The sequence below is a fragment of the Bacillus sp. EU55 genome (assembly GCF_038005925.1).
GTDB classification, from domain to species: Bacteria; Bacillota; Bacilli; order Bacillales; family Bacillaceae; genus Bacillus; species Bacillus velezensis.
In genome coordinates, this window is the sequence record NZ_JBBOUE010000001.1 from 338755 (window position 1) to 364173 (window position 25419).

Consider the following 25419-nt stretch of genomic DNA (forward strand, 5'->3'; position numbering starts at 1 on the left):
GCGCACACATATGGAAATAACTTTTTATCCTTTAACAAATGCTCAAAAACGTATCTGGTATACAGAAAAATTCTATCCGAACACAAGCATTTCAAATCTAGCCGGTTTCGGGAAACTCATTTCTGAAGACGGCGTACAGGCTCATTACGTTGAGAAAGCGATACAGGAATTCGTCCGGCGGTATGAGTCGATGAGAATCCGTCTGCGGCTTGATGATGAGGGGGAGCCCGTTCAATATGTGAGCGAATACCGTCCGCTCTCTATCGGGCACACGGATATCAGACAAGCCGGCTGCTCTGCGGACGAGCTGTCCAAATGGGGGCGTGAAGAAGCCGGCAAGCCTCTGGCGTTATATGATCAGGATTTATTCCGTTTTTCCGTGCACACGATCAGTGAAAATGAGGTCTGGTTTTACGCTAATGTGCATCACATTATTTCAGACGGGATTTCCATGACGATTCTGGGCAATGCGATTACTGATATTTATTTGGAGCTTTCAGGCGGGACAAGTGAGGAACAGACGGAGATTCCTTCTTTTATTGAGCATGTGCTGACAGAGCAGGAATATGTGCAGTCGAAGCGGTTTAAAAAGGATCGGGATTTTTGGAACGGGCAGTTTGAGACCGTGCCGGAGCTTGTGTCCCTGAAACGGAGCCAGGCAGATGCGGGTCTTAATGCGAAACGGTTTTCTCAAGAAATTCCTCACGACTTATATGGCCGCATTCATTCATTCTGCGAGGAGCATAAAGTCAGCGTACTGTCTCTGTTCCAGTCAGCTCTGATCACTTATCTCTACAAAGTGACCGGTCGTGATGACGTTGTCACGGGTACGTTTATGGGAAACCGGACGAATGCGAAAGAAAAGCAGATGCTCGGGATGTTCGTATCTACGGTGCCTGTGCGGACAAGCGTTGACGGAGGACAGTCGTTCTTGGAATTCGTTAAAGGCCGGATGAAGGATCTGATGAAAATTCTCCGCCACCAAAAGTATCCGTATAACCTGCTTGTCAATGATTTGCGCGCTTCGAAAAGTTCGCTGAGCAGATTGTTTACGGTGGCTCTGGAGTACCAGGTGATGCAGTGGCAGAAAAAAGAGAATCTGTCCTTCCTGACAGACCCTATTTTCAGCGGAAGCGGTACAAATGATATTTCAATTCATGTGAAGGAACGATGGGACACCGGGAAATTGACAATTGATTTTGACTATCGCAGCGACATTTTCAAGGGGGAAGAGATTGAAGCTGTTTCTGAACGTTTGATCACGCTGATTGAAGATGCGATTTCATCTCCTGATCGCATAATTGATGAACTTACTCTTCTTTCTGAATCCGAGAAAGAGCGGGTGCTGAAACGGGCCTCCGGCAATCCGGTGAATTACCGCAAGGAGATGACGATTCCGGGGCTGTTTGAAGAGAAAGTGAAGTCACTGTCTGACAAACCCGCGGTTGTGTATGAAGGCCGAACATTGTCCTATCGCACATTGCATGAACAGTCAGGACGTATTGCCGGACGTCTTCTTCAAGCCGGGATATCAGCCGATTCTCCTGTCGCGGTGCTGCTTGGCCGTTCTGAGCGTGTCATTGCGGCAATATTGGGAATTTTGAAAGCGGGCGGCGCCTATGTGCCGATAGATCCTGACTTTCCAGCGGATCGGATTCAGTACATTTTGGAGGACAGCGGAGCGAAGGCTGTTCTGACGGAAGCCGGAATACAGGCGCCTGCAGCGGATGCCGAACGGATTGATTTTGACGAGGCTGTTCAGTATGAGACGGCTGCGGACGGTGTCAGCACACAATCAGACCGGCTGGCTTACATCATCTACACGTCAGGTACAACGGGGCGGCCGAAAGGCGTGATGATTGAGCACCGGCAAGTTCATCATCTGGTGCAATCACTGCAGCAGGAGATTTATCAATGCGGTGAGCAGACATTAAGAATGGCGCTTTTGGCTCCGTTTCATTTTGATGCGTCCGTCAAACAGATATTCGCCTCGCTTCTTTTGGGACAGACGCTTTATATCGTGCCGAAAACGACTGTAACGAATGGCTCGGCACTGCTGGACTATTATCGTCAAAACCGGATTGAAGCCACTGACGGAACGCCTGCGCATCTGCAGATGATGGTTGCGGCGGGAGATGTCAGCGGAATTGAACTCAGCCACATGCTCATTGGGGGAGAGGGCCTGTCCGCGGCTGTTGCTGAACAGCTGATGACGCTCTTTCATCAATCGGGCAGGACGCCGCGTCTGACGAATGTCTACGGGCCGACAGAAACGTGCGTAGATGCGTCCGTGCATCAGATGTCAGCCGATAACGGAATGAATCAACAGGCGGCGTACGTTCCGATCGGAAAACCGCTCGGCAACGCCCGTCTGTATATATTGGATAAGCACCAGCGGCTTCAGCCCGACGGCACGGCCGGTGAGCTGTATATCGCGGGTGATGGTGTAGGCCGCGGCTATTTAAATCTTCCGGATTTGACCGCAGAGAAGTTTTTGCAGGACCCGTTTAACGGAAGCGGCCGCATGTACCGCACGGGTGATATGGCGCGCTGGCTGCCGGACGGGACGATCGAATATATCGGCCGTGAAGATGATCAGGTGAAAGTCCGCGGCTACCGTATTGAGCTGGGAGAAATTGAAACGGTGCTCAGAAAAGCTCCGGGCGCGGCGCAGGCCGTCGTGCTGGCACGGCCGGATCAGCAGGGCAGCTTAGATGTCTGCGCATATATCGTTCAGGAAAAAGGAACCGAGTTTCACCCTGCCGAGTACAGGGAGTATGTGTCCAAGCACCTTCCTGATTACATGGTGCCCGCTTACTTTACAAAAACGGACGAAATTCCGCTCACGCCGAGCGGGAAGGCGGACCGCAAAAAGCTGTTTGCGCTTGATGTGCAGGCTGTCAGCTCATCCGAATATGCCGCGCCGAGAAATGAAACGGAGGAAATGCTCACCGTCATCTGGCAGGAAGTCCTCGGAATGGACAAGGCGGGCATTTATGATCATTTCTTCGAGTCAGGCGGTCATTCATTAAAGGCAATGACGCTTCTGACGAAAATTCATAAGCAAATGGGCGTTGAAATTCCGCTGCAATACTTGTTTGAGCATCCGACGATTGCGGCGCTTGCCGATTATGCGGAAAACCGAAACGAAGGACCGGCATTCAATGCAATTGAGCCGGCTGAGAAGCAGGCGAGCTATCCGCTTTCGCTCGCTCAGCAGCGGACTTATATCGCAAGCCAATTTGAAGACGCGGGAGTCGGATATAACATGCCGGCTGCGGCCATGATTGAGGGCGCTTTAGACCGTGAAAAGCTTGAGCGTGCATTTTCTGCCTTAATCAGCAGGCATGAAGCGCTCAGAACATCGTTTCAATCAGAGGACGGCACGCCGAGACAAGTGATTGGCGAGCATGTTCCGTTTCATATTGAAATGATCGAAGCGCGCGGAAGAACGAATGAACAGGTCATGAAGGACTTTGTGCGCCGTTTTGATTTATCTGAGGCGCCGCTGTTCAGAATCGGCCTGCAAACGCTCGGTCACAATCGCCATCTGCTGCTGTTTGATATGCATCACCTGATTTCTGACGGGGTGTCTATTTCCATCATGCTGAAGGAACTGGCTGACATCTACGGCGGAAATCAGCTGCCTGAATTGCGCATTCAATATAAAGATTATGCCGTATGGCAGGCGGAACGGGCGAAAGAAGGCTACAAGAAGGAGCGGGCGTACTGGAAAGAAGTCTTCAGCGGGGAACTGCCGGTGCTTCAGCTGCTCCCTGATTATCCGCGGCCGCAGGTGCAAAGCTTTGAAGGTGACCGCGTGTCCGCCAAGCTGCCGAAAATGCTGCGGGAACGGCTGCAGAAGCTTGCCGAGAAAAACGGAGCCACCCTTTACATGGTGCTGTTATCGGCATACTATACGCTGCTTTCTAAGTATTCGGGACAGGAAGACATCATCGTGGGAACACCGTCAGCGGGAAGAAATCACTCCGATACCGAGGGGCTCATCGGGATGTTTGTCAACACGCTCGCGCTGAGAAGCTCCGTGAAGCAGGATCAGACATTTGCCGGCTTGTTAGGTCATGTGCGCAAGCAGGTGCTGGATGCGTTTTCTCATCAGGATTATCCGTTTGAGTGGCTGACCGAGGAGCTGAACGTGCCCCGGGACATGAGCAGGCATCCGATATTTGACACGATGTTCAGTCTGCAAAATGCTTCGGACGGAATTCCGGAGATCGGTAATCTGACGCTGGCTCTTCATGAAACAAACTTCAACATCGCCAAATTCGACCTGACCATGCAGGCCCGGGAAACAGCGGAAGGCATTGCGCTTGATTTGGATTATTGCACGAAGCTGTTTAAGCGCTCAACTGCGGATCGCATGCTTGCGCACTATGTCCGTCTGCTGGAGAGAGCGGCAGCTCAGCCGGATGCGAAAATCAGCGAATATGATCTGCTTTCTGAACGGGAGGCTTTGACTCAATTACAGCGGTTCAACCCGGAACGCACGGTATACCCGAAAGATCAAACGATCGTGCAGATCTTTGAAGAACAGGCCCGAAAGAACCCTGGCCGGACGGCTCTTCAGTTCGAAGGGGAAACCCTGTCGTATCAGCAGCTGAATGAACGCGCCAACAGACTTGCGCGGCATATTCTTTCGGTCGGAGGAGGCGGAAAAACCGCGGCTGTTCTGTGTGAACGGTCAATGGATATGATTGTTTCCATTATGGCTGTGTTAAAAGCGGGGTCCGCCTATGTGCCGATTGATCCTGAGCATCCGGTTCAGCGGATTCAGCATTTCTTCCGCGACAGCGGGGCGAATGTGCTCCTGACTCAGCAAAGCCTCAAGCCGCTTGCGGAAAAGGCCGGTTTTCAAGGCGTCATTGTGCTTGCTGATGATGAGGCGAGCTATGAAAAGGACTCTCGCAATCCCGCATTGCCGTTTGATTCCAAAACGATTGCCAATCTCACTTATACATCAGGCACGACGGGAACGCCGAAAGGAAACATCGTCACACATGCCAACATTTTGCGGACGGTAAAAAATACGAACTATTTGACCGTTTCTGAAGAGGACACAGTGCTCGGTCTGTCAAATTACGTCTTTGACGCTTTTATGTTTGATATGTTCGGTTCGCTGTTAAACGGTGCAAAGCTTGTGATCGTCCCGAAAGATACGGTGCTGGATATGTCACGTCTGTCCCGTGTGATCAAACGGGAGAATGTAAGCATTCTGATGATTACGACGGCCCTGTTCCACCTGCTTGTTGATATGGAGCCGTCCTGTCTGACGACGCTTCGGAAAATCATGTTCGGGGGCGAAAGAGCGTCTGTAGAACATGTCAAAAAGGCGCTGGCGGCAGTCGGAAAAGGAAGACTGCTTCATATGTACGGCCCGTCGGAAAGCACGGTGTTTGCGACATACCATCCGGTGGATGTCATTGAAGAGGATACGCTCTCCGTTCCGATCGGGAAACCGGTCAGCAATACGGAAGTCTTTATTATGAACTCAGCCGGACGCATTCAGCCGGCGGGTATCGCGGGAGAGCTGTGCGTCAGCGGGGAAGGTCTCGTAGAAGGGTACTACAACCGTCCTGAACTGACGGAAGAAAAATTTGTAGAGCATCCGTTTAAGGAAGGTGAACGGATGTATAAAACGGGCGACTTGGCCAGATGGCTTCCGAATGGCGATATCGAGTTTATCGGACGTATCGATCATCAGGTGAAAATCCGCGGTCAGCGGATTGAGCTTGGCGAAATTGAGCATCAGCTCCAAAGCCATGACCAGATTCAGGAATGCATTGTGCTCGCTGTGGATCAGGGCGCGGGTGACAAACTTCTTTGCGCGTATGTTGTCGGCCTCCGAGAAATCTCTTCCCGGGAGCTGAGGGAGCATACGGCGAAGGATCTGCCGGCTTATATGATTCCGTCCGTCTTTATTCAATTGGATGAACTGCCTCTTACAGGGAACGGAAAAATCGACAGACGGGCGCTGCCGATGCCGGATGTGACCGCAGCGAATGCCGTGTCTTATACGGCGCCGCGCAACGAAACAGAACAAAAACTGGCGGATATTTGGGCTGAGGTGCTGCAAATGGAACGTGTCGGCGTCCATGATCAGTTCTTTGAGATCGGGGGCCACTCGTTAGCGGGGATGAAACTGCTGGCCCTTATCCAGAAGACATTCGGCGTGCAGCTTACCTTAAAGGATCTGTTCACTTCTCCGACGGCTGCGGGGCTGGCGCAGCTGATTGAAGGGGCTGAGCGGAAGGCGGCTGAGAGCATCACGCCGGCGGCCGAGCGGGAAACGTATTCGGTTTCTTCACCGCAGAAGCGGATGTTCGTGCTTCAGCAGCTGGAGGGCGCTGAAACAAGCTATAACATGCCGTCTGTGCTCCGCTTAAAAGGAAAGCTTGATGCAGAAAAGCTGAAATCCGTCATGAAACAGCTGACAGAACGCCATGAAGCCTTCAGAACGACATTTGACATAAAGGATGGAGAAACGGTTCAGCGCATATGGGCGGAAGCTGATATCGACATGGAATATTATGAAGCCTCTGAAGAAGATGCTGAACGGATTATTCAGAGCTTTATCCGGCCGTTCCGCCTGGATCAGCTTCCTCTCGTCAGAACGGGACTGGTCAAGCTGGCTGAACATGACCACCTGCTGCTGTTTGATATGCACCATATCATTTCGGACGGCGCTTCAGTCGGCGTGCTGATAGATGAACTGTCCCGATTATATGGCGGCGAAACGCTTGAGCCGCTGCGGATTCATTATAAAGACTATGCGGTATGGCAGCAGAAATTTATTCAATCAGAGCAGTACCGCAAGCAGGAGGAGCATTGGCTTCGGGAGCTTGACGGCGAGCTTCCGGTATTGACGCTGCCGGCTGATTACAGCCGTCCGGCCGTGCAAACCTTTGAAGGAGACAAGCTGGTCTTTTCTCTGACTGAGGAACAGACGTCGGCTCTTCGCAGTCTTGCGAAACAAACGGATTCTACCATGTACATGGTGCTGCTGGCGTCATACAGCGCCTTTCTCTCAAAACTGAGCGGACAGCATGACATCATTGTCGGCTCGCCGGTTGCGGGACGGTCACATGCGGATCTCGCAAACGTCATCGGTGTTTTTGTGAATACACTCGCGCTTCGTACGTATCCGGAGGCGGACAAAACGTTCACGGACTATCTTAAAGAAGTGAAACAAACCGCTTTACATGCATTTGACGCGCAGGATTATCCGCTTGAAGACCTTCTGCAAAAGGTTGAGGTGCAGCGTGATACGAGCAGAAATCCGCTGTTTGATGCGGTATTCTCAATGCAAAATGCAAATGCGGAAGATCTGGTCATGGAAGGAATTGAGCTGAAGCACCATCCGTTTGACAGAAAAACAGCCAAGTTTGACCTGACAATGACGGCTGAGGACACAGACGAAGGCTTAACGTTTGTGCTTGAATATAACACCGCGCTGTTTAAACCGGAAACGGCAGAGACATGGAAGCATTACTGGCTTCATCTGTTAGAAGCCGCAGCGGAAAATCCGGCTGCGAAGCTTTCTGAGCTTTCATTGGTGAATGAAACAGAAAAACAAGCCCTCCTTAATGCATGGAAAGGAAAAACACTCTCTGTGCCGCGGGACAAAACGGTTCACCGTCTCTTTGAAGAAACGGCCGCCCGCTACGCGAACCGGCCGGCCGCGGCATACAACGGCACGAAATGGACGTACGGCGAGCTGAACGCAAGGGCGAATCGCATCGCGCGCATTCTCATGGACTGCGGCGTCACGGCTGACGAACGTGTCGGCATTTTGACGAAACCGTCCTTGGAAATGGCCGCGGGCGTACTCGGCGTCCTGAAAGCGGGCGCGGCATTTGTGCCGATTGATCCGGACTATCCGGAAGAGCGGATCAGCTACATTCTGCAGGACAGCGGCGCGAAGCTTCTTCTCACACAGGAAGCGCTGGACGTGCCGGACAGCTACAACGGAGAAACGATTCTGCTTGACGGCAGCCGCTCCATTCTGAGCCTGCCGCTTGATGAAAATGATGAAGCGAACCCGCAGACGGAAACAACGGCGGATCATCTCGCTTATATGATTTACACGTCAGGAACGACCGGACAGCCGAAAGGTGTCATGGTCGAACACCATGCGCTGGTGAACCTGTGCTTCTGGCATCACGACGCATTCGCCATGACGGCGGATGATAAAAGCGCCAAATACGCGGGCTTCGGTTTTGACGCCTCCATCTGGGAGATGTTCCCGACATGGACCATCGGCGCGGAACTTCACGTCATTGACGAAGCGATCCGGCTGGATATCACCCGCTTAAATCACTATTTCGAAGAGCACGGCGTGACCATCACCTTCCTGCCTACGCAGCTCGCCGAACAATTTATGGAGCTGGAAAATACCTCTCTCCGCATGCTTCTCGTCGGCGGCGATAAGCTGAAGCGGGCGGTGAAACAGCCGTACACGATCGTCAACAACTACGGCCCGACGGAAAACACCGTCGTCGCGACAAGCGGCGTCATCAATCCGGAGGAAGGGTCGCTTTCGATCGGACGGGCGATTGCCAATACGAGAGCTTATATTCTCGGCGACGGCGATCAGGTGCAGCCGGAAGGCATTGCCGGTGAATTATGCGTGGCAGGCCGCGGACTTGCGCGCGGATACCTGAACCGTGAAGAAGAAACGGCGAAGCGGTTTACCGCCGATCCGTTCGTGCCCGGCGAGCGCATGTACCGGACCGGCGACCTCGTCAAATGGAACGCGCAGTGCGGCATCGAATACATCGGGCGTATCGACCAGCAGGTCAAAGTGCGGGGCTACCGGATCGAGCTTTCAGAAATCGAAGTCCGCCTCGCCCAGCTTGCGGACGTTCATGACGCAGCGGTGACGGCGGTGGAAGACAAAGCGGGCAATACCGCGCTTTGCGCCTATGTCGCGCCTCAGCAGGACGATATCGAAACGCTCAAAGCCGCGCTGAAAGACACGCTGCCTGACTACATGGTGCCGGCGTTCTGGGTGGAGATGGACGAGCTTCCGGTCACCGCAAACGGAAAGATTGACAAAAAAGCCCTGCCGGAACCGGACATTGAAGCGGGAAGCGCCGCGTACAAAGCGCCGGAAACGGAGATGGAGACGCTGCTTTCTGACATTTGGCAGGAAGTGCTCGGTCTTGACCAGATCGGCGTAAGCGATAATTTCTTCACGCTCGGCGGCGACTCGATCAAAGGCATCCAAATGGCGAGCCGCCTGAACCAGCACGGGTATAAATTGGAGATGAAAGACCTCTTCCAGCACCCGACCATCGAAGAACTCGTCTCTTATGTGGAGCGGACGGAAGGAAAGCAGGCCGACCAGGGCCCTGTCGAAGGTGAAGCGGACTTAACGCCGATCCAGCGCTGGTTCTTTGAGAAAAACTTCACGGACAAACACCACTGGAATCAATCCGTCATGCTTCATGCAAAAGACGGCTTTGATCCGGAGATAACAGAAAAAACATTACATGTCCTGACGGTGCACCATGATGCGCTCCGGATGATTTATCGTGAACAAAAACCGTATTACAGAGGACTTGAGGATGTGTCTGTTGAACTGAACGTCTTTGAGCTGAACGGACCTGCTGAAGACCATGAGGACCGTATCGAAAGGGAAGCAGACCGTCTTCAAAGCAGTATTTCACTGGAAACAGGACATCTCTTGAAAGCCGGGCTCTTCCGGGCTGAAGATGGAGACCACCTTCTTCTCGCAATCCATCACTTAGTCGTGGATGGTGTATCTTGGCGGATTTTACTGGAGGACTTTACGTCCGTTTATACGCAGCTGAAGCAAGGCAATGAACCCGCGCTGCCGCCGAAAACACATTCATTCGCCGAATTTGCCGAGAGAATCAAAGAATACGCAAATACGAAGGCGTTTCTGAAAGAAGCGGATTACTGGAGAGAGCTTGAGGAAAAAGAGGTATGCACTCAGCTTCCGAAAGACAGGCAGTCTGGTGATCAGCGCATGAGACATACGAGAACGGTCAGCTTCTCTCTGACGCCTGAACAAACTGAACAGCTGACGACAAACGTACATGAAGCCTATCACACCGAAATGAACGACATCCTGCTCACGGCGCTCGGACTGGCGCTGAAAGAGTGGACGGGTGAAGACACGATCGGCGTTCATTTGGAAGGCCACGGGCGCGAAGACATTCTTGACGGCCTGAATATCACCCGGACGGTCGGATGGTTTACGAGCATGTATCCGATGATCCTTGAGATGAAGCACGCCGACGATCTTTCATATCAGCTGAAACAAATGAAAGAAGACATCAGACACATCCCGAACAAAGGAGTCAGCTACGGCATTTTGCGTTATGTAACGGCGCCTGAGCATAAAGAGAATCTTTCATTTGAGATTGATCCGGATATCAGCTTTAACTACTTAGGCCAGTTTAATGAGATGTCGGATTCCGGCTTATTTACAAGATCCGGGATGCCGTCAGGACAATCGCTGAGCCCTGACACAGAGAAGCCGAATGCGCTTGATATTGTCGGATTTATAGAAAATGGGCAGATGACGATGACGTTTGCCTATCATTCTCTCGAATTTCATGAAAAAACCATTCAATCGTTCAGTGACAGTTTTAAAGGGCACCTCTTGAAAATCATAGATCACTGCCTGGCCCAAGACGGACCTGAGCTTACGCCTAGCGATCTTGGCGATGATGATCTGACGCTTGATGAACTTGATAAATTAATGGAAATTCTCTAACAGAAAAGACAGAGGTGACATATGAGCAAAAAATCGATTCAAAAGGTGTATGCACTCACACCGATGCAGGAGGGAATGCTGTATCATGCGCTGCTTGATCCGCATTCTTCCTCCTACTTCACACAATTAGAGCTTAGGATTCACGGAAGCTTTCAGCTGGAGCTTTTTGAAAAAAGCGTCAATGAGCTGATCCGGACATATGACATTTTGCGTACGGTATTCGTGCACCAGCAGCTTCAAAAACCGCGCCAAGTCGTATTGGCGGAGCGGAAGACGAAGGTGCACTATGAAGATATCAGTCAATTAGATGAATCGCGCCAAACCGAATATATTGAACGCTATAAACGCGGCGTGCAGCAGCAGGGCTTTCATCTGGCGAAAGATATTCTCTTTAAAGCGGCGGTGTTCAGACTCAGTGAGAAGGAGCTGTATCTCGTCTGGAGCAATCATCATATCGTCATGGACGGCTGGAGTATGGGCGTTTTGATGAAAAGCCTGTTCCAAAACTATGAAGCGCTTCGTGCCGGCCGGCCTGCCGGGGGAAGCCAAGGCAAACCTTACTCTGACTATATCAAATGGCTCGGAGGCCGGGATTATGAGGAGGCGGAACAATATTGGAGCAGCCGACTGGCGGATTTCGAACAGCCGAGCCTGCTCCCGGGCCGTCTGGCATCAGAAAAGAAAGACTACCAAAATGAAGAATATTCTTTTGTCTGGGATGAAGAGCTGGTCGCGCAGATTCAGCAGACCGCCAACCGGCATCAAGTCACGGGACCTAACCTGTTTCAGGCCGTTTGGGGTGCGGTGCTCAGCAAATACAACTATACAGACGATGTGGTGTTCGGCACCGTCGTATCAGGCCGTCCTTCAGAAATCAACGGCATAGAAACGATGGCGGGGCTGTTCATCAATACAATTCCCGTCAGAATCAAGATTGACAAAGATGCAGCCTTTTCGGACGTGATGGCGGCAGTTCAGAAAAACGCCGTGGAAGCCGAGCGCTATGATTATGTGCCGCTCTATGACATTCAAAAGCGCTCCGCCCTGGACGGCAGCCTCTTAAATCACTTGGTCGCGTTTGAAAACTATCCGCTGGACAAAGAGCTGGAAAACGGGGGTATGGAGGAAAGACTCGGCTTTTCCATTAAAGTTGAACATGCTTTTGAGCAGACGAGCTTTGATTTCAATCTCATCGTGTATCCGGGAAAAACGTGGACTGTCAAAATCAAATACAACGGAGCGGCTTTCGCTCATGATGCCATCGAACGAACGGCGCACCATCTGACCCGCATGATGAAAGCCGCGGTCGGAACGCCTGACGCGCCCGTGCGGGAACTCGGCCTTGTTTCAGGCGAAGAAGAGCGGCAGATTGTTGAGGTATTCAATGATACGAAAACGGCGCTTCCGGAAGAGGAGGCCGTTCACCGTTTGTTTGAAGCACAGGCAAACCGGACGCCTGCAAGCATCGCGATAAAAGAAGCGGGACGCGAATGGACCTACCGTGAAGTGAACGAAGCGGCCAACCGCCTGGCGAGACACCTTGTGAAGAGCGGGCTGGAAAAAGGCCGGACCGCCGCTATTATGAACGACCGGTCTGCGGAAACCGTTGTCGGAATGCTTGCCGTCCTAAAAGCAGGCGGCGCATATGTGCCGATTGATCCGGCTTTTCCGGAGGACCGTCTCCGCTTTATGGCGGAAGACAGCTCGATTCGGCTCGTGCTGACAGTTCAGGACTATCAAGAACAAGCGGGCGCATTGCAAGTCCCGGTCGTCATGCTGGATGAAAGCGCGGATGAAACGGTAAGCGGAACAGACTTGAATCTTCCGGCCGGCGGCAACGACTTGGCGTATATCATGTATACATCCGGATCGACCGGCAAACCGAAAGGCGTCATGATTGAACACAGAAATATCATCAGGCTCGTCAAACATTCGAATTACGTGCCGGTTCATGAAGAAGACCGGATGGCGCAAACGGGAGCCGTCAGCTTTGATGCCGGAACCTTCGAAGTCTTCGGCGCATTGCTGAACGGAGCGTCATTGCACCCGGTGAAAAAAGAGACGCTGCTTGACGCCGGACAATTCGCCCAATTTCTGAAAGAGCAGCGGATCACGACCATGTGGCTGACGTCTCCGCTGTTTAATCAGCTTGCCCAAAAGGATGCCGGCATGTTTAACACGCTCCGGCACCTCATCATCGGCGGTGATGCACTTGTGCCGCATATCGTCAGCAAAGTGAGGAAGGCATCACCGGAGCTGTCGCTTTGGAACGGATACGGGCCGACGGAGAATACGACGTTTTCGACGAGTTTTCTCATTGATCAGGATTATGACGGTTCGGTCCCGATCGGGAAGCCGATCGGAAATTCCACTGCGTACATTATGGATGAAAACCGCAATCTCCAGCCGATCGGCGCGCCCGGTGAGCTGTGCGTCGGCGGAAGCGGAGTGGCAAGAGGCTATGTGAACCTGCCTGAATTAACGGAGAAACAGTTTGTCCGCGATCCGTTCAGACCGGATGAAATGATATACCGGACGGGGGACTTGGCGAAGTGGCTTCCGGACGGCACGATCGAGTTTCTCGGCAGAATTGACAACCAAGTAAAGGTCCGCGGTTTCAGAATCGAGCTCGGCGAAATCGAGGCGAAAATCAGCCAGGCGGAGAATGTGACGGAATCTGCGGCTGTGATCCGGAAAAATAAAGCGGATGAAAATGAAATCTGCGCTTACTTTACGGCAGACCAAGCCCTTTTGCCGGAAGACCTGCGCAAAACGCTTTCGGAATCACTTCCGGAATATATGATTCCCGCGCACTTCATCCAGATGAATCAGTTTCCGCTGACGGCGAACGGAAAAATTGATAAAAAAGCGCTGCCTGAGCCTCAGGCTGAAGCCGTTCAAAAAGAATACGTAGCGCCGAAAACGGAAGCGGAGCAGAAACTCGCGGACATTTGGGAAGGCATTCTCGGTGTGAAAGCGGGTGTGACTGACAATTTCTTCACGATTGGCGGACATTCTTTAAAAGCCATGATGATGACCGCTAAAATCCAGGAGCACTTTCAAAAAGAAGTGCCGATTAAAGTGTTATTTGAAAAGCCGACCATTCAGGAGCTTGCGCATTATTTGCAGCATGAGAGCGAGGAGGAGCAGCAGTTTGAACCGATCCGACAAGCGCCTTATCAGAAGCATTATCCTGTTTCCTCAGCACAGCGCAGGATGTATATCCTTAATCAGCTCGGACAGGCAAGCACGAGCTACAACGTCCCTGCTGTACTTTTGCTGGAAGGGTCAGTAGACAAAAAGCGTCTTGAGGAGGCCATGCAGGCATTAATCAACCGTCATGAGACACTGCGTACGTCGTTTGACATGGCAGAGGGAGAAGTCGTGCAGACCATTCACAAAAATGTGTCGTTTGAGCTTGAAACCGCCGAGGGCCGGGAAGAAGATGCAGAAGAGCTGACAAAAGCCTTTATCAGGCCGTTTGCGCTCAACCGCGCGCCGCTTGTCCGTTCGAAGCTGATCCGGCTTGAAGAAGACCGGCATCTTCTGCTGATTGACATGCACCACATTATTACGGACGGAAGCTCAATGGGCATTTTCATCGGTGATCTTGCGAAGCTTTATCAAGGCACGGAGCTTGCGCTGCCAAAGATTCATTATAAGGATTTTTCAGTCTGGCAGCGTGAAAAAGCAAATCTCGAACAGCACGAAGCCTACTGGCTTGAGACGTTCAAAGGCGATCTGCCGGTGCTGGATCTGCCGCTTGATTTCCCGCGTCCTGCCGAGCGCAGTTTTGAAGGGGAACGCGTCATCTTCGGGCTTGATAAACAGGTGACGGCGCAGATTAAGAAGCTGCTGGCTGATACGGATACGACGATGTACATGTTTTTGTTAGCCGCTTTTCAAGTGCTGCTGTCCAAATATTCGGGGCAGGAAGACATCGTAGTCGGGTCTCCGGCGGCCGGTAGACAGCATCCTGATCTCCAAGACGTGCCGGGCATGTTTGTCAACACAGTTGCGCTTCGGTCGCATCCTGCCGGCAAAAAAACGTTCAAACAATTTCTGGATGAGGTGAAAACAGCGAGCCTTCAAGCTTTTGAGCATCAAAGCTATCCGCTTGAAGAATTAATTGAAAAACTGCCGTTAACGAGGGACACAAGCCGGAGTCCGCTGTTCAGCGTGTTATTTAATATGCAGAACATGGAGATCCCGGCCCTGCGGCTCGGAGATTTGGAGATTTCTTCATACTCCATGCATCATCATGTCGCTAAATTTGATCTTTCCTTAGAAGCGGCTGAACGCGGAGAAGAGGTCGGATTGAGCTTTGATTACGCGAAAGCCTTATTTGCGGACGAAACCATCCGCCGCTGGAGCGCTCATTTTGTCAATCTGATTAAAGCCTGCGCTGAAAATCCGGATATTCAGCTGTCCGACGCAAGCCTGCTGTCCGCTCCTGAACGGGAAGCGCTCCTTTCTGATGAAAAACGTACGGAAGCGGATCTGCCTGAGGGCACTTTTGTTTCGCTGTTTGAACGCCAAGCGCAAAAAACGCCTGATCTCACGGCGGTTGCGGGCGGAATAAGTCTGACATATCGTGAGCTTGATGAACGCTCGAACCGGTTTGCCCGCCACCTTCAGTCTTGCGGAACGGGCAGTGAGGACATCGTGGCCATTATGATGGATCGTTCGGCCGACTTGATTCCCGCGATTCTCGGCGTCATGAAAGCCGGAGCGGCATTTTTCCCGATTGATCCGGAGACTCCTGAAGAGAGAATCCGCTACTCTCTTGAAGACAGCGGAACGAAGCTTCTGGTCGTCAATGAGAGAAACATGACCGCGGCCGCCGTTTATAAAGGAAAAACGGTCGTAATGGAAGACGGAGAATGGCAGAACGAAAGCGCCGGCCGGCTTGAAACGGAGCCCGGCGCCGACCAGCTTGCCTATATCATTTATACCTCGGGAACAACGGGCAAACCGAAAGGCGTCCAGCTGGAGCACCGCAATCTAATCAATTATGTCACATGGTTCAGCCGTGAAGCCGGTTTGACTGAAGCTGACAAATCTGTGCTGCTGTCTTCTTACGCATTTGATCTCGGATATACGGCTATATTCCCGATTCTTCAGGCGGGCGGAGAGCTGCACATTGTGCCGAAAGAGACGTACACCGCGCCTGATCAGCTTGGTGAGTATATACAGAAAAACGGCATTACGTATATGAAATTGACGCCGTCATTGTTCCATATGATCGTCAATACAGCCCGTTTTACGTCAGAACGCCGTTTCAGCCCGCTTCGTTTAGTGGTGCTCGGCGGAGAAAAGATCATCACGTCCGATGTCCGCAAGTTTCATGACGTATACGCCCATACCGACTTCATCAATCACTACGGGCCGACGGAAACGACGATCGGCGCCATTGCCGGACGGATCAATATGGAGCGCCTTGATCAATATGAGCAGCGTCCCGTCATCGGCCGCCCGATCGCGAATACCGGCGCGCTTGTATTGGACGGAGCAATGCAGCTCGTGCCTCCGGGCGCAAGCGGCGAGCTTTATATTACCGGAAGGGGGCTTGCCAGAGGATATCTTCACCGTCCGCAGCTGACGGCGGAGAAATTTCTCTCAAATCCTTTTTCACCGGACAGCCTGATGTACAAAACGGGAGATGTCGTCCGCAGGCTTTCTGACGGGACGATTGAATTTATCGGCCGTGCGGATGATCAGGTGAAAATCCGGGGCTACCGCATTGAATTAAAAGAGGTTGAAACCGTGCTGTTAAGCGTAAACGGCATTCAGGAGGCGGTCGTTCTCGCAGTTAGCGAAGGCGGGCTGCCGGAACTGTGCGCGTACTATAAAGCCGGCAGCGAGCTGAAAGGCTCTGAGCTTCGCAAACGGCTTTCCGAAACACTGCCGTCTCATATGCTCCCGGCCTATTTCGTGCAAGTAGACCGCATTCCGCTCACAGCCAACGGAAAAACCGATAAAAACGCCCTCCCGAAACCGGGCGTCAGCCAAACGGCGCAAACAGCTTCAGCCTTGCCGGAAACGGAATTGGAGGAAAAACTGTGCCGCATTTGGAAACAGACACTCGGTACGGATACGCTCGGCATCGACGATAATTTCTTCGATTACGGCGGGCACTCTTTAAAAGGCATGATGCTCCTCGCCAATATTCAGGCTGAACTGGACAAAACGGTTCCGTTAAAAGCGCTGTTCGAACAGCCGACTGTCCGCCTGCTTGCCGCATATATCGAAAAATCAGCGGTATCTGAGGGATATCGGATGATCTCACCGGCAGACAGTGCAGACGCGTACCCGTTATCATCCGCCCAAAAACGGATGTACGTCCTGAACCAGCTTGACCGGGAGACAATCAGCTATAATATGCCGTCCGTTCTTCTGATGGAAGGAGAAGTCAATATTTCAAGGCTTCAGGAAGCGCTCAATCAGATGATCAATCGCCACGAGTCTTTGCGGACGTCCTTTATCGATCAAAACGGCCGCCCGATGCAGCAGATCGCAGAACAGGCTGACATCGACCTGCACATCTTTGAAGCAGCAGACGAGGAGAAAGCGGATCTTATCATTCAGGCATTCATTAAGCCGTTTGATCTGAGCGCGGCTCCGCTCATTCGGGCCGCTCTTGTCAGACTGAATGAAAAGAAACACCTGCTGCTGCTGGATATGCATCATATTATTGCCGACGGCGTATCCAGAAGCATGCTGGTCAAAGAGCTCGCTCATCTTTACAAAGGCGGGAGCCTGCCGTCGCCGAACCTGCACTATAAAGACTTCGCCGTCTGGCAGAATGAACCTGAGCAGGCCGAACGGATGAAAGACCATGAGCGTTATTGGCTCTCCGCATTTTCCGGCGAGCTTCCTGAATTGAATCTGCCGACCGATTTCCCCCGTCCGCCGGTTCAAAGTTTTAAAGGACAATCCGTCCGTTTCAGAGCGGGGCGTGAAACGGAAAAAGCGGTGCGTGAATTAATGGAATCATCGGGAGCGACTCTTCATATGGTGCTTCACGCCGCGTTCCATGTCTTTTTGAGCAAAATCACGGGGCAGCGCGATATCATTATCGGCTCGGTGACCGCCGGAAGAACGAGCGCCGAAGTTCAGGAAATGCCGGGGATGTTTGTCAATACGCTTGCGCTTCGCAATGAAACGCGCAAAGAGCAAACCTTCGCCGGGCTGCTCGAACAGGTGAAACAAACCAATCTCGACGCGCTGGCGCATCAGGATTATCCGTTTGAGGATCTGATCGGAAAGCTTGACCTGCCGAGAGACATGAGCCGCAACCCGTTGTTCCAGGTGATGGTGACGACAGAAGATCCGGATAAAGAAACACTGGAACTGGAGAACCTGCGCATCACTCCGTATGAGTCGAACCAAGGCACGGCGAAATTCGATCTGACACTCGGCGGGTTTACGGATCAAGAAGGCCTCGGCCTTCAGTTTGAATATGCGACTGATCTGTTTAAAAAAGAAACAATTGAAAAGTGGAGCGCCGGGTTCCTGCGGATTCTGAAGCAAGCGGCAGAAAGTCCGGACAGAAAGCTGCCTGAGCTTTCACTGATCAGCGATGCTGAAAAACAAGCTCTCCTCAACGCATGGAAAGGAAAAACAATTTCTGTGCCGCAGGACAAAACGGTTCACCATCTCTTTGAAGAAACGGCCGCCCGCTACGCGAACCGGCCGGCCGCGGCATATAACGGCGCGAAATGGACGTACGGCGAGCTGAATGCAAGGGCGAACCGGATCGCGCGCATCCTCATGGACTGCGGCGTCACGGCTGACGAGCGTGTCGGCATTTTGACGAAACCGTCCTTGGAAATGGCCGCGGGCGTACTCGGCGTCTTGAAAGCGGGCGCGGCATTTGTGCCGATTGACCCTGACTACCCGGAAGAGCGGATCAGCTACATTCTGCAGGACAGCGGCGCCAAGCTTCTTCTCACACAGGAAGCGCTGGACGTGCCGGAAAGCTTCAAAGGAGAAACGATCCTGCTTGACGGCGGACGCTCCATTCTGAGCCTGCCGCTTGATGAAAACGATGAAGCGAACCCGCAGACGGAAACAACGGCAGATCATCTCGCTTATATGATTTACACGTCAGGAACGACCGGACAGCCGAAAGGTGTCATGGTCGAACACCATGCGCTGGTGAACCTGTGCTTCTGGCATCACGACGCATTCGCCATGACGGCGGATGATAAAAGCGCCAAATACGCGGGCTTCGGTTTTGACGCCTCCATCTGGGAGATGTTCCCGACATGGACCATCGGCGCGGAACTTCACGTCATTGACGAAGCGATCCGGCTGGATATCACCCGCTTAAATCACTATTTCGAAGAGCAAGGCGTGACCATCACCTTCCTGCCGACGCAGCTCGCCGAACAATTTATGGAGCTGGAAAATACCTCTCTCCGCATGCTTCTCGTCGGCGGCGATAAGCTGAAGCGGGCGGTGAAACAGCCGTACACGATCGTCAACAACTACGGCCCGACGGAAAACACCGTCGTCGCGACAAGCGGCGTCATCAATCCGGAGGAAGGGTCGCTTTCGATCGGACGGGCGATTGCCAATACGAGAGTTTATATTCTTGGCGACGGCGATCAGGTGCAGCCGGAAGGCATTGCCGGTGAATTGTGCGTGGCCGGCCGCGGTCTGGCGCGCGGATACCTGAACCGTGAAGAAGAAACGGCGAAGCGGTTTACTGCAGATCCGTTCGTGCCCGGCGAGCGCATGTACCGGACCGGCGACCTCGTCAAATGGAACGCGCAGTGCGGGATCGAATACATCGGGCGTATTGACCAGCAGGTCAAAGTGCGGGGCTACCGGATCGAGCTTTCAGAAATCGAAGTCCGCCTCGCCCGGCTTGCGGACGTTCATGACGCAGCGGTGACGGCGGTGGAAGACAAAGCGGGCAATACCGCGCTTTGCGCCTATGTCGCGCCTCAGCAGGACGATATTGAAGCGCTCAAAGCCGCGCTGAAAGACACGCTGCCTGACTACATGGTGCCGGCGTTCTGGGTGGAGATGGACGAGCTTCCGGTCACCGCAAACGGCAAGATTGACAAAAAAGCCCTGCCGGCGCCTGACATTGAAGCGGGAAGTGCCGCGTACAAAGCGCCGGAAACGGAGATGGAGACGCTGCTTTCTGACATTTGGCAGGAAGTGCTCGGTCTTGACCAGATCGGCGTAAGCGATAATTTCTTCACGCTCGGCGGGGACTCGATCAAAGGCATCCAAATGGCAAGCCGCCTGAACCAGCACGGGTATAAATTGGAGATGAAAGACCTCTTCCAGCACCCGACCATCGAAGAACTCGTCTCTTATGTGGAGCGGACGGAAGGCAAGCAGGCCGACCAGGGCCCTGTCGAAGGCGAAGCGGAGTTAACGCCGATCCAGCGCTGGTTCTTTGAACGAAACTTTACCGACAAACACCACTGGAATCAATCCGTCATGCTTCACGCGAAAGACGGCTTTGATCCGGACCTGGTGGAAAAAACCCTGCAAGCATTGATTGAACACCATGATGCGCTCCGCATGGTTTACCGTGAAGAAAGGGAAGGCATCATTCAGACATACCTCCCTGTCACAGAATGCAAGGCAAGCTTTGACATCGTTGATCTGTACGGAACTGACGAGGATATGCTGAAAAGCCAGATTCAGCGGCTTGCCGATCATCTTCAGGGCAGTCTTGATCTGGAGAACGGCCCGCTGTTAAAAGCGGAGCAATACCGGACAGAACAAGGCGATCATCTGTTAATCGCGGTTCACCATCTCGTCGTGGACGGGGTTTCATGGAGAATTCTGCTTGAGGATTTCGCTTCAGGTTATAAACAGGCGCAGCAGCAAAACAGCATCGTCCTCCCGCAAAAAACCCACTCCTTTAAAGATTGGGCGGAGGCGCTGAACACATTTGCGCAATCAGAAGAGCTGAAAAAGCAGGCGGATTATTGGGCACAGGCAGATGCGGAAGAACTCCGGCCGCTGCCGAAAGACCATGATCCGAACAAACGGCTCGTCAAACATACGGCGGCCGTGAAATGTGAATTAACTGAGGAAGAAACGGCGCAGCTGCTTACAGATGTTCATCATCCGTACGGAACGGAAATCAACGACATTTTGCTTAGCGCGCTCGGCTTAACGATCGGTGAATGGACGGAAAACGGTAAAGTCGGCATCAACTTAGAAGGACACGGCCGGGAAGAAATCATACCGAATGTCAATATTTCACGGACGGTCGGCTGGTTTACGGCTCAATATCCGTTGATTCTGCAGATCAGCAAAGAAGACGGCGTCTCTTCCGTCATTAAAACGGTAAAAGAGACGGTGCGGCGCGTTCCTGATAAAGGCGTAGGATACGGGATTCTCCGGTATCTGTCATCCGATGAAACAGAAAAAGGCGCCACGCCTGAAATCAGTTTTAACTACCTAGGGCAGTTTGACAATGAAGTGAAAACTGAATGGTTTGAACCGTCTCCATATGATATGGGGCGTCAAGTCAGCGAAGAGTCAGAGGCGTTATACGCACTGAGCTTCAGCGGGATGGTTACAGGCGGCCGCTTCGTCATTTCCTGCTCATACAATCAGGAAGAATATGAAAGAAGCACAGTCGAAGCACAGATGCAGCGATTTAAAGAAAACCTCTTAATGATCATCCGCCATTGCACGGCCAAAGAAGAGAAAGAATTTACGCCGAGCGACTTCAGCGCGCAGGATCTTGAGATGGATGAAATGGGAGACATCTTTGACATGCTTGAGGAGAATTTAACGTGATAAAAACAGTTAACAGAAGGGGGGAGCGGAGCAGATGAGCCAGTTCAAAAAAGATCAAGTTCAGGACATGTATTATTTGTCGCCGATGCAGGAGGGAATGCTGTTTCATACTCTCCTGAATCCCGGCCAAAGCTTTTATATCGAACAAATGACAATGAAAGTAAAAGGCAGCTTGAATATCAAATGCCTTGAAGAAAGCATGAATGTGATCATGGACCGGTACGATGTATTTCGTACCGTGTTCATTCACGAAAAAGTAAAAAGGCCGGTCCAAGTCGTATTGAAAAAACGGCAGTTTCAGATAGAAGAAATCGATCTGGCACACTTACCGGGCAGCGAGCAAGCAGCCAAAATCAATGAATACAAAGAACAGGATAAAATCAAGGGGTTTGATTTGACGCGGGATATCCCGACGCGTGCGGCTATTTTTAAAAAAGCTGAAGAAAGCTTTGAATGGGTGTGGAGCTATCATCACATGATTTTGGACGGCTGGTGCTTTGGCATCGTCGTACAGGATCTGTTTAAGGTATACAATGCCCTGCGCGAACAAAAGCCATACAGCCTGCCGCCGGTCAAACCATATAAGGACTATATCAAATGGCTTGAAAAGCAGGATAAACAAGCATCACTGCATTACTGGCGCGAGTACTTAGAGGAATTTGAAGGACAAACGACATTTGCGGAGCAAAGAAAGAAACAAAAGGACGGCTATGAGCCGAAAGAGCTGCTCTTCTCACTGCCGGAGGCGGACACAAAGGCGTTTAACGAGCTTGCAAAATCACAGCATACCACTTTGAGTACGGCGCTGCAGGCAGTGTGGAGCGTATTAATCAGCCGCTACCAGCAGTCCGGCGATTTGATCTTCGGCACAGTCGTTTCCGGACGTCCCGCAGAAATCAAAGGCGTTGAACATATGGTCGGGCTGTTTATCAATGTAGTCCCGAGGCGGGTGAAACTGTCTGAGGATACCACATTTAACGGATTGCTCAAGCAGCTGCAGGAACAATCGCTGCAGTCTGAGCCGCATCAATACGTGCCGCTCTATGACATCCAAAGCCAGGCCGATCAGCCAAAGCTGATTGACCACATCATTGTGTTTGAAAATTATCCGCTTCAGGATGCAAAAAATGAAGAAAACAATGAAAACGGCTTTGAAATGGAGGATGTCCATGTTTTTGAGAAGTCGAATTACGATCTCAACCTGATGGCTTCCCCGGGTGATGAGATGCTGATTAAGCTTGCCTATAATGAGAATGTGTTTGATGAGGCATTTATCCAGCGCTTAAAATCACAGCTTCTCACAGCGATTCAGCAGCTCATCCAGAAGCCGGATCAGCCTGTTCATACGATCAGTCTTGTTGATGAAAAGGAAAGAGAGTTTCTGCTTACAGGCTTAAACCCGCCTGCTCAAAACCATCAGGCGAAGCCTCTGACGGATTGGTTCAAAGAGGCGGTGAATGTTCATCCTGATGCGCCGGCGCTTACGTATTCCGGCCAGACTCTTTCCTATCGCGAATTAGATGAGGAAGCGAACCGCCTTGCACGCCGTTTGCAAAAGCAAGGTGCGGGTAAAGGCTCCGTTGTCGCGTTGTACACGAAGCGCTCGCTTGAACTGGTGATCGGCATTCTCGGCGTACTAAAAGCAGGAGCGGCTTATCTCCCTGTTGATCCGAAGCTGCCGGAGGACCGAATCTCGTATATGCTGACTGACAGTGATGCAGCCTGTCTGCTGACACATCAGGAGATGAAAGAAAAAGCGGATCAGCTGCCGTATACAGGAACAACACTTTTCATCGATGATCGAGCACGGTTCGAAGAGCAGGCAAGCGACCCTGCAACCGCAATTGAACCCGATGATCCGGCATATATTATGTATACGTCCGGCACAACCGGAAAGCCGAAGGGCAATATCACCACTCATGCCAATATTCAAGGATTGGTCAAGCATGTAGACTACATGGCATTTTCTGAAAAAGATACGTTCTTATCCGTTTCGAATTACGCCTTTGACGCATTTACCTTTGATTTCTACGCGTCAATACTGAATGCGGCACGGCTCATTATCGCAGATGAACAGACACTGCTTGATACAGAACGGCTGACTGACCTGATCCGGCAGGAGAATGTCAATGTCATGTTTGCGACGACTGCACTTTTCAATCTTCTCACCGATGCGGGAGAGGATTGGCTGAAAGGGCTTCGCTGCGTGTTATTCGGAGGTGAGCGCGCGTCTGTGCCTCACGTCAGAAAAGCGTTTGAGATCATGGGGCCGGGCAAGCTGATTAATTGCTACGGGCCGACTGAGGGAACAGTGTTTGCGACAGCTCACGTCGTGCATGATATGCCGGATTCCATCTCTTCATTGCCGATCGGAAAGCCGATCAGCAATGCCAGTGTTTATATTCTTAACGAGCAAAACCAGCTTCAGCCATTCGGAGCTGTCGGTGAACTGTGCATCAGCGGAATGGGTGTATCAAAAGGGTATCTGAACCGTCATGATCTGACGGAGCAAATGTTTATCCCAAACCCGTTCAAGCCGGGAGAAAAGCTTTACCGCACAGGGGATTTGGCACGCTGGCTGCCGGATGGGACGATTGAATACGCCGGCCGTATTGACGATCAGGTCAAAATTCGCGGACACCGGATCGAGCTTGAAGAAATTGAAAAGCAGCTGCAGGAATACCCGGGTGTGAAAGATGCGGTTGTTGTTGTTGACCGCCATGAGTCTGGAGATGCATCAATCAACGCCTACCTCGTGAACCGAGCGCAGTTATCAGCCGAAGACGTAAAAGGGCACCTGAAAAAACAGCTTCCTGCTTACATGGTGCCGCAAACCTTTACTTTCTTAGAGGAGCTTCCTTTAACGACAAACGGGAAGGTCAATAAACGGTTGCTGCCAAAACCGGATCCCGCTCAGCTGGCGAAAGAATGGATTGGGCCCCGAAATGCGACGGAAGAAACGATTGCACACATCTGGTCCGAAATTCTCGGCAGACAGCAGATAGGCATTCATGATGATTTCTTTGCACTCGGCGGGCACTCCTTAAAAGCGATGACGGCTGCGTCCCGTATTAAAAAAGAGCTCGGTACGGACATCCCGGTGAAGCTGTTGTTCGAAGCGCCGACAATCGCAGGCATTGCCGATTATCTGCTTCACGGTGAAGAAAAAGGGATGAAAGACCTCACCATCATGAATAAAAATCAGTCTGACACACTGTTTGCGTTCCCGCCTGTTCTCGGTTACGGGCTGATGTACCAGCCGCTGGCAAAACATCTGTCCGGCTATAGAATCTGCGCGTTCGATTTTATCGAGGAAGACAGCCGTATCGAACGCTACACAGAGCTGATCAATCAGCTGCAGCCGGAAGGCCCGGTCAAGCTGTTCGGATACTCGGCAGGATGCACGCTTGCCTTTGAAACCGCCAAACGGCTTGAAGCCGGGGGACGTAAAGTGGAGCGGCTGATCATGGTTGATTCCTATAAAAAACAAGGCGTCAGCGACTTGGAAGGCCGCACCGTAGAAAGTGATGTCGAGGCGCTGATGAAGGTAAACAGGGACAATGAAGCACTGAATAACGAAGCCGTCAAAGAAGGGCTCGCCAAAAAAACAAATGCATTTTATTCTTATTTCGTGCATGCCGTCAGCACCGGCACCGTCAATGCGGACATAGATCTATTAACATCAGAACCGGACTTTGCGATGCCGCCATGGCTCGCTTCGTGGGAGGAAGCTACGGCAGGTGAATACCGTGTGAAAAAAGGCTGCGGCACTCACGCAGAAATGCTTCAGGGTGAATGTCTCGAAAGGAATGCGGCATATTTGCTCGAATTCCTAAGAAGTGAACATCTGAAGCTGACAACTTCACGATAGA

At 51.9% G+C, this 25419-nt stretch carries 3 protein-coding genes; all 3 read left to right on the forward strand.

Annotated elements, in window-relative coordinates; translation table 11 throughout:
- The first annotated feature begins 10 nt into the window (after positions 1-10).
- The 3 genes from srfAA to srfAC are packed head-to-tail and all read left to right on the forward strand — an operon-like array spanning position 11 to position 25418.
- Positions 11-10765: a surfactin non-ribosomal peptide synthetase SrfAA gene (srfAA, locus tag NYE50_RS01785; RefSeq protein ID WP_224988773.1), complete on the forward strand. Its 10755-nt coding sequence runs from the start codon at positions 11-13 to the stop codon at positions 10763-10765.
- Positions 10766-10786: 21 nt separating this feature from the next.
- Positions 10787-21547, forward strand: coding sequence for a surfactin non-ribosomal peptide synthetase SrfAB (gene srfAB / locus NYE50_RS01800; RefSeq protein WP_445661851.1), 10761 nt, complete (start codon positions 10787-10789; stop codon positions 21545-21547).
- 34 nt (positions 21548-21581) lie between these two features.
- Positions 21582-25418, forward strand: coding sequence for a surfactin non-ribosomal peptide synthetase SrfAC (gene srfAC / locus NYE50_RS01805; RefSeq protein ID WP_224988772.1), 3837 nt, complete (start codon positions 21582-21584; stop codon positions 25416-25418).
- Position 25419 lies beyond the last annotated feature (1 nt).